Genomic DNA, 6,805 nt, shown 5'->3' with positions numbered 1-6,805 from the left:
GGTCGCGGTCGATCATATCGATCTGACCGTGGCGCGCGCGCAGGTGTACGGTTTTCTTGGACCCAACGGTTCCGGCAAATCGACCACGATCCGCATGCTCTGCGGCCTGATGCTGCCGAGCAGCGGCGATATCAGCGTGCTCGACTACAAGATTCCGCAACAGGCCGAAGCCTTGAAACGGCGCATCGGCTACATGACGCAGAAGTTCTCGCTCTACGACGATTTGACCGTGTTCGAGAATCTCGACTTCGTCGCCGCCGTGCATGAATTCACTCGCGCGCGTGCGAAAACACGCATCGCCGAACTGCTTGATCGCTACTGGCTCAACGAACAACGCGATCAGCTGGCGGGCACGATGTCGGGCGGGCAGAAACAGCGCCTCGCCCCCGCGGCCGCGGTGTTGAACGAACCCGAGTTGCTGCTGCTCGACGAGCCGACTTCGGCGGTCGATCCGCAATCGCGGCGTGAGTTCTGGGATTCGCTGTTCGCGCTCGCCGATGTCGGCACGACGATTCTGGTTTCCACGCATTACATGGACGAGGCCGAGCGTTGTCACCGGCTGGCGATACTCGATCACGGCAAACTGGTCGCCGACGGCAGCCCGCGCGAGCTGTGCGACGCGCTGCCGGGTCAGGTCCTGCTGGCCGAATGCGACAACCCGCGGCGTGTGCAGACCACGTTGCAGGGTCTGCCGGGAATCATGGCGATGGCGCAGATCGGCGCGCAGTTGCGCGTGCTCGCGCAGGCGGGTGCGGAGCAGCGTGAACGCATGGTAGGCCGCTTGCAGCAGGCGGGAATCGTCGCGCAGCTGCAGCCGGTGGCGGCGAACCTCGAAGACGTGTTCGTCGCAGCGACGCAGAAACGGAAATGAAAGAGCTCATTGGCCGCAAAGAGCGCAAAGGACGCAAAAGGAGCGAAAGTGGGCTGGAGGTTTTCTTTGCTTTTTTTTGCGCTCTTTGCGGCCAACAGTCTTTTCCGTTTTGCTTGACGAGCGATAGACGATGAATCTGCGCCGGCTAATCTCGATCGTGGTCAAGGAATTGCGCCAGCTGCGCCGCGATCGGCTCACGTTCGCGATGATCGTCGGCATTCCGACCATGCAGCTGCTGCTGTTCGGCTATGCGATCAATATGGACATCCGCCATCTGCCTGCCGCGGTGCTCGATCAGGCGCAAACCGTGCATGCGCGCGAAGTCGTCGCCGCGCTCGGCCAAACCGAAGTGATGGACTTTCGTTATTTCGTGAAGACGCCGCAGGAACTCGACGCACTAATGCGTGCAGGCAAGATCAGTGCGGCGCTGGTGATTCCGGCCGATTTCGAGCGCCGCCTGATCGAGCAAACCAGCGACGCGCGGCCGTGGCCGCGGCCGCCGTTGCAGATCATCGTCGACGGTTCCGATCAGGTCGTGCAACAGGCCGCGGCGCAGCTCGCGCTGCTGCCGCTGCAGGCCTTGATCAATCCGGGCCAGGCATTGCCCGCGCGCAATGTGGAAATTGTGAACTTCTACAATCCCGAGCGGCGCGCGCCGGTGAACACCGTGCCGGGCCTGATCGGCGTGATCCTGACCATGACCATGGTGCTGTTCACGGCGATGGCGATCGTGCGCGAGCGTGAGCGCGGCAATCTCGAATTCCTGATCGCGACGCCCGTGTCGCCGACCGAACTGACGATCGGCAAGGTGCTGCCCTTTGTCGGCATCGGTCTGGTACAGGTCACGGTTGTGCTGGTGCTCGGCGTGGCGATTTTCCAGGTGCCGATCCGCGGACCGCTGCTCGACGTCTACGGCGCCGCGCTGGCGTTCATCGTCGCCTCGTTGTCGCTGGGCGTGTTCATCTCGACCCTTGCGCAAAGCCAGTTCCAAGCGATGCAGCTGGCATTTTTCACGTTTCTGCCGCAGATCCTGCTCTCCGGCTTCATGTTTCCGTTCGAGGGCATGCCACGCCCGGCCCAGTATTTGGCGGAAATCTTCCCGATGACGCATTTCGTGCGCCTGATTCGCGGCATCATGCTGCGCGGGGCGCATCTGAGTGAATTGTGGCCCGAACTGGCCGCCTTGGCCGCGTTCTGCGCTGTAACCCTGACCATCGCCGTGTTGCGCACGCGCAAGCGCCTGGATTGAGGCCGGACTGGACGTTTGCAAAACCTTAGCAAACGCTTCGGTACCATCAGCGCATGGCGCACGCACCACTGCGCCCCTACACTAGCCAACCCTCACCAGCCCCAGATTGTAACCGCATGCTCCCGATTTCCCCCGCGCGCCGTACAGCTCGCAGCCTGTCTCCACTGATTCTTGCGCTGATCGTGCTGAGCTGCGCGGGCTGCGATCGTTCGCTATCGGCCTCGGCCGCGGCGATGCCCAGTGCGGAAGGCGGCGTGAGCGCCAGCGTGCCCCGCTACGCGATCCAGTTTCCCGAGCTCGCGCCCGAACTTGCTCCGCTCGACTATGCGCTGCACGTGTACGCCGACGACGTGCGCAGGAAATTCGACGCCGACCTTGCCGTGCGCAAGGACAACGCGACTGCAGCGCCGCATCTGAGTCTGCAATTCAGCGTCGCCACGCGCACCCAGGATTTCGTCAGCGTCGTCGCCAGCGGCGAAACCGACTTGGGCGATGCGCATCCGCAACCACTGGCGGCAACGTTCACCGAGCATCTGCCGAGCGCGAAAATCGTCACACTCGACGATCTGTTCGGCGACCCTGCCGCAGCCGTGCAATTGTTGAGCGCGGAAGCCAGGCGCCGCTTTGAGGCAGATGCTGAAGCTCGGCTGCGTCAGCAAAATCTCGCCGACGCGCAATTGACCGAGCGCCTGAAGACGATGCGCACGGCGGTCGAGCAGGGCACCGCAGCGAATGCGCAGAATTTTTCCGCGTTCCTGATCGACGGCGTCGACGGCAAGGCGATCGGGTTGAGTCTTCAATTCCAGCCGGGTCAGATCGCCGCGACTGCGCAAGGCGTGCAGCAGCTCGAAGTCCCGGCGAAAATTTTCTACGCGATGCTGAAGACCGAATACCAGGATGGTTTTGCCGTGGACAAGGAAGATATCCAGTCCGCCGAGCCGAGGTCGGCGAGTACGTTCTAATCGCTGATTGGTACTGAGGTCGAGGGCGTATGCAGAATCCGCAGCTCCTGTACTACGTCTTCGCCGGCATACTGATCGTCGCGGGTCTGATCGGCAGCATTCTGCCGGTGCTGCCCGGAGTGCCGCTGGTGTTTGCCGGCATGCTGCTCGCGGCCTGGGCGGACGGCTTTGCCCACGTCGGCACATTCACCCTGATCCTGCTCGGTGTGCTGTGCGTGCTCGCGCTGCTCGTCGATTTCGTCGCCGGACTGCTCGGCGCACGCCGTGTCGGCGCAAGCAAATACGCGTTGTGGGGCGCCATGTGCGGCACGCTTGTCGGCATTTTCTTCGGCCTGCCCGGTCTGCTGCTCGGACCGTTTCTCGGCGCGCTCGCGGGCGAGCTTAGCGCCGGCAGCAGGATGGATCACGCCGCCAGAGTCGGCGTCGGCACCTGGCTGGGCCTGCTGTTTGGCACGTTGGCGAAAATCGCGTTGTGCTTCACCATGCTCGGCGTGTTCGCGCTGGCGTTCGTGATTTAGGTGCGATTGTCACCTCTCCCGCTGGCGGGAGAGGTCGGCGCGCATCGCGCGCCGGGTGAGGGTGGCGCAACATGGAGCGGTGTGCGCTTCGCCTGCGCCACCCTCATCCGCCTTCGGCACCTTCTCCCGCCAGCGGGAGAAGGGAATGAAAGCGCCGTATGTAAAATTAATTGCGGAACGCCACAGTTACTGCTGCTTGCGAATGGCGTTTCAGTCGTGAGCGTGCGACAGATGTCCGATCGCCGCAGTCGCGGCCTCGCGGTCGGTGTCGTCGAACGGCGTGACCTCAATGCCCGCGATCGTCGCCGGGTCGAGGCAACGCACGTTGACGTCGATGCCATCGGGATTCGAACGCGGAATATAGAACGGCTTGATTCCGCACACGCGGCAGAAGCGATGACGCGCGACACCGGTGTTAAAAGTATACTCGGTCAGCAGATTCGCGCCGGCAAGCAGACGAAAGCGCGTCGCCGGCACGATCAGGTGCAGGAATCCGCTCATGCGGCAAATGCTGCAATTGCACTCGAGCGCATCGATGCGCGCAGGCGTGTCGACCTCCAAGCGCACCGCGCCGCAATGACAACCGCCTTGATGAGTGACCAGTGCGGGTTGGCTCATGCGCGCGCCTGCGGCAGCACGTAGTCGAGCACCGCGAAATACTGCAGCACGCTGCCGGTGAGCACGCACAGATGCCATAGCGCATGGTGGTAGCGCAGGCGGTGCATGCGATAGAACATCACGCCGCAGGTATACGCCGCGCCGCCGCCGAACAGCAGCCACAGCGCTGCGTTCGGCAACGCTGCGACCAGCGGCTTGATCGCGACCAGGCCGACCCAGCCCATCGCGATGTACAGCGCCACCATCGTGCGGCGAAACCGGCGCAGCGAGGTGAGCTCGAAGATCACGCCGAGCGCAGCGAGAGTCCAGATCGTGGCGAACAGACTCCAGCCCCAGACGCCGCGCAAGGTGATCAGCACGAACGGCGTGTAGGTGCCGGCGATCAGCAGAAAAATCGCGATGTGATCGAGTGTCTGCAGGAGTTGTTTGGACCGCGGATGCTGGATCGAGTGATACAGAGTCGATGTCGTATACAAAACGATGAGGGTTACGCCGTAGATTGCGCAGGCGATAAGCGCTTGCGGCGTCGCGCGCGCCGCGACGAGCAGGGTGGCGATGCCGGCCAGACTCAGCAGCACGCCGAAAGCATGGGTCAGGCTGTTGGCGAGTTCCTCGCCGCCGCTGTAGCGCTGACTGATGGGTTGCGACATGCAAGCACGATATCCGCTGGCGCGTGCGGCGGCAATTTCACGGCGTCGAATCGACTTGCGCAAGAAGTTCAAATGAATGCAGGCGCGCAGCATGATCGTGGATCAACGCCGTGGCGATGATCTCATCGGCCTGCGTGCGCGCGATGAAATCCCTGATTCCAGCGCGGATCGTTGCCGGCGCGCCGACCACCGAGCAGGCCAGTGCATGCTCGACCATGGTTTTCTCGGCCGGCGACCAGAAGCTGTCGATATCGTCGATCGGCGCGGGCAGCTTGCCGGGCTGGCCGCGGCGCAGATTCAGGAACGCTTGTTGCACGCTGGTGAACAAGTGTTGCGCCTGCGCATCGCTGTCGGCGGCGAACACGTTCAAGGCGAGCATCGCGTAGGGTTTTTGCAGCGCGGCCGAGGGCTGGAACGTTCGTCGATACAGATCGAGCGCGGCGAGCATGTCGCCCGGGGCGAAATGCGAGGCGAATGCGAACGGCAGGCCGAGCGCCGCAGCGAGCTGCGCCGAATACAGGCTCGAGCCGAGCAGCCAGATCGGTACCTCAAGACCTTCGCCCGGAATCGCTCGCACGGGTTGACCCGGCGGCGTCGGACGAAAATAGCCTTGCAGTTCGAGCACATCCTGCGGGAAGCGATCGACGTCGCCGGCCAGATGGCGGCGCAACGCGATCATCGTGCGCTGATCGGTTCCGGGCGCGCGGCCAAGACCCAGATCGATGCGACCCGGATACAACGCGGCGAGCGTGCCGAACTGTTCGGCGATGACCAGCGGCGCGTGATTGGGCAGCATGATGCCGCCCGCGCCGACGCGAATGGTCGAGGTGCCGCCGGCGACATGGCCGATCACCAGCGCCGTTGCCGCGCTCGCGATGCCCGGCATATTGTGATGTTCGGCGAGCCAGTAGCGCCGATAACCCCACTGCTCCGCGTGCCGCGCCAGATCGAGCGTATTGGCGAGCGATTGCGCCGCATCGCCGCCCGCGCAGATCGGCGACAAATCGAGTATCGACAGTGGAACGCCGTTGACGTGGGCCATTGAGTGAGAATTCCTCGGAGTGTTTCAGCGATTCGCCGCAACCGGCGTTTGCACCGGCTGCGTATCGGCCGACCAGCCGTCGTAGTCGCCGTGCAGCGCCTTGTTCAGCCCTTCACGGCCGTCGGCGACGCAGTCGACCTCGTTGCCGTGGTTCTGCAACTCGATAACGATTTCGCGCGCGGTCAGCGCGTCGTCTTCGATCGTGAGTATCTTCGCCATGCTGCGCAGAGTAGTGGGAAGCTGTCGCCCGGGTCGGACCCGGATTCTCCCACAACCCCACCGCATGCGCAGAAGCGCATGGATGGGGCTTGATTCTGCGGACAGGAAGTGAAACCTGCGTGGTTCTAACGCTTCCCGATGACGACGGTCAGAGACTTAGTTGGCGCGCGAGATGGTGAACTTGCCGAACGAGATGCCGATGTCGACGCCTTCGCCCGCACCGGCCAGAGCCAGCGACGAAGTGCCCTTGGTCAGAATCTGTGCGGTACCCGATTTGATCACGCCGGCATTCGCCTCGCCTTGCGCGTAGCTGCCGAACAGTTCGTCGGTGCTGCTCACATCGGAAAACTTGCCGGTGCCGCCTTCGACATGGTACTTGCCGACGGTGAGACCACCGCCGACCGCGACGATGTTCACCTTGAATGAGCGGCCGTTGTCGCAGGTGATGACGCCGTGGCCCTCAGCATGTTTGTAGATCGCCGACCAGCCGCTGAGATCGAACTTCATTTTGCAGTCGGTCTTGCCCGCCGCTTCAGCGTGGCCTGACCACAGGCTGGCCGTTACTGCGGCAGCCAGAACAACAGGTGCGAGAATACGTAGACGCATCATGATGCACTCCTTCTCTGGGTTGATCCGAGATTGATCTTACCGGCGCCGCGTGAAGGAATTGTAAATG

At 63.1% G+C, this 6,805-nt stretch carries 9 protein-coding genes; 4 read left to right on the top strand and 5 right to left on the bottom strand.

Going from position 1 to position 6,805, the window contains the following annotated elements; genetic code table 11:
- From VIE67_RS03545 to VIE67_RS03530, 4 genes are all read left to right on the top strand, one after another.
- A partial coding sequence (locus VIE67_RS03545) for an ABC transporter ATP-binding protein (protein ID WP_332023338.1) occupies window positions 1-871 on the top strand: 871 nt, incomplete at its 5' end.
- A gap of 130 nt (window positions 872-1,001) precedes the next feature.
- Complete coding sequence (locus tag VIE67_RS03540) at window positions 1,002-2,120, top strand: ABC transporter permease (RefSeq protein WP_332023336.1); 1,119 nt, start codon at window positions 1,002-1,004, stop codon at window positions 2,118-2,120.
- A 116-nt stretch (window positions 2,121-2,236) separates the two neighbouring features.
- Window positions 2,237-3,082: an RsiV family protein gene (locus tag VIE67_RS03535; protein WP_332023334.1), complete on the top strand. Its 846-nt coding sequence runs from the start codon at window positions 2,237-2,239 to the stop codon at window positions 3,080-3,082.
- Between the two features lie 29 nt (window positions 3,083-3,111).
- The gene (locus VIE67_RS03530; RefSeq protein ID WP_332023332.1) at window positions 3,112-3,600 is read left to right on the top strand and encodes a DUF456 domain-containing protein; all 489 of its coding nucleotides are present in this window, start codon (window positions 3,112-3,114) and stop codon (window positions 3,598-3,600) included.
- A gap of 210 nt (window positions 3,601-3,810) precedes the next feature.
- On the opposite strand, the gene VIE67_RS03525 is transcribed toward VIE67_RS03530, so the two are convergent.
- The 5 genes from VIE67_RS03525 to VIE67_RS03505 form a co-directional block, all read right to left on the bottom strand.
- The gene (locus VIE67_RS03525; RefSeq protein ID WP_332023330.1) at window positions 3,811-4,218 is read right to left on the bottom strand and encodes a GFA family protein; all 408 of its coding nucleotides are present in this window, start codon (window positions 4,216-4,218) and stop codon (window positions 3,811-3,813) included.
- On the bottom strand, window positions 4,215-4,868 hold the full coding sequence (gene trhA, locus VIE67_RS03520; protein WP_332023328.1) for a PAQR family membrane homeostasis protein TrhA: 654 nt from the start codon (window positions 4,866-4,868) through the stop codon (window positions 4,215-4,217). Before trhA ends, VIE67_RS03525 begins: the two co-directional genes overlap by 4 nt.
- Before the next feature lie 37 nt (window positions 4,869-4,905).
- Window positions 4,906-5,910, bottom strand: coding sequence for an LLM class flavin-dependent oxidoreductase (locus tag VIE67_RS03515; protein WP_332023326.1), 1,005 nt, complete (start codon window positions 5,908-5,910; stop codon window positions 4,906-4,908).
- Window positions 5,911-5,934: 24 nt separating this feature from the next.
- Window positions 5,935-6,129: a response regulator transcription factor gene (locus tag VIE67_RS03510; RefSeq protein WP_332023324.1), complete on the bottom strand. Its 195-nt coding sequence runs from the start codon at window positions 6,127-6,129 to the stop codon at window positions 5,935-5,937.
- A 156-nt stretch (window positions 6,130-6,285) separates the two neighbouring features.
- Window positions 6,286-6,738: a hypothetical protein gene (locus VIE67_RS03505; protein WP_332023322.1), complete on the bottom strand. Its 453-nt coding sequence runs from the start codon at window positions 6,736-6,738 to the stop codon at window positions 6,286-6,288.
- Between the last annotated feature and the right edge of the window lie 67 nt (window positions 6,739-6,805).

Source organism: Rudaea sp., assembly GCF_036560865.1.
Classification (GTDB): domain Bacteria; phylum Pseudomonadota; class Gammaproteobacteria; order Xanthomonadales; family Rhodanobacteraceae; genus Rudaea.
This window is presented reverse-complemented; position numbering and strand designations above follow the sequence as displayed.